Here is a 525-nt window from a genome sequence, read left to right on the forward strand (position 1 = left end):
GAACAGCCCTTCGAGCGGCGTGTCGTAGCCCGACCAGCCGGAGACCGGCCGCGACATCAGCATCTGGTCGGCCTGCAATTCGCCATGGTGCCAATGGCCGCCGGGCATACGGTAGCGCGCCTCGATGTCGGCGGGCGTCAACAACTCGGCATGGCGCACCGTCGCGCCTATGCCGGGCGCGTAGGTTTCGAGCTGCGCCATGATTGCGTTCAGGAATTGCGGCTTGCCGGCGGTCCAGCCCTCCCTCAACGCATAGGGCGCGTATTGCACCACCGCCGAAAGCACACAGGCGCCCGGAGGGGCGAGCGATGGATCGGCGAGGCTGGGGAGCGTGATCTCCATCACCGGCTCGGGCGAGAACTCACCATATTTCGACGGGTTGAAGGCGCGCTCGACATGGTCGGGCGAGGGAGCGATCACCAATCGACCCTTGTGGCCGGCGGCGTCGACGCCGGTGAATTGCGGCGGCCGGTCGAGCGCCAGATGGAGCTTCGCCGCATCGCCCTTCATGCGGATATTCCGGAC

The 525-nt window shown here is 66.9% G+C and carries 1 pseudogene; it reads right to left on the bottom strand.

Annotated features, from left to right (window positions below):
- Window positions 1–525, bottom strand: a pseudogene (locus tag EOD07_RS36865) (NAD(P)/FAD-dependent oxidoreductase); the annotation flags it as partial.

The sequence above is a fragment of the Mesorhizobium sp. M2C.T.Ca.TU.002.02.1.1 genome (assembly GCF_003997225.1).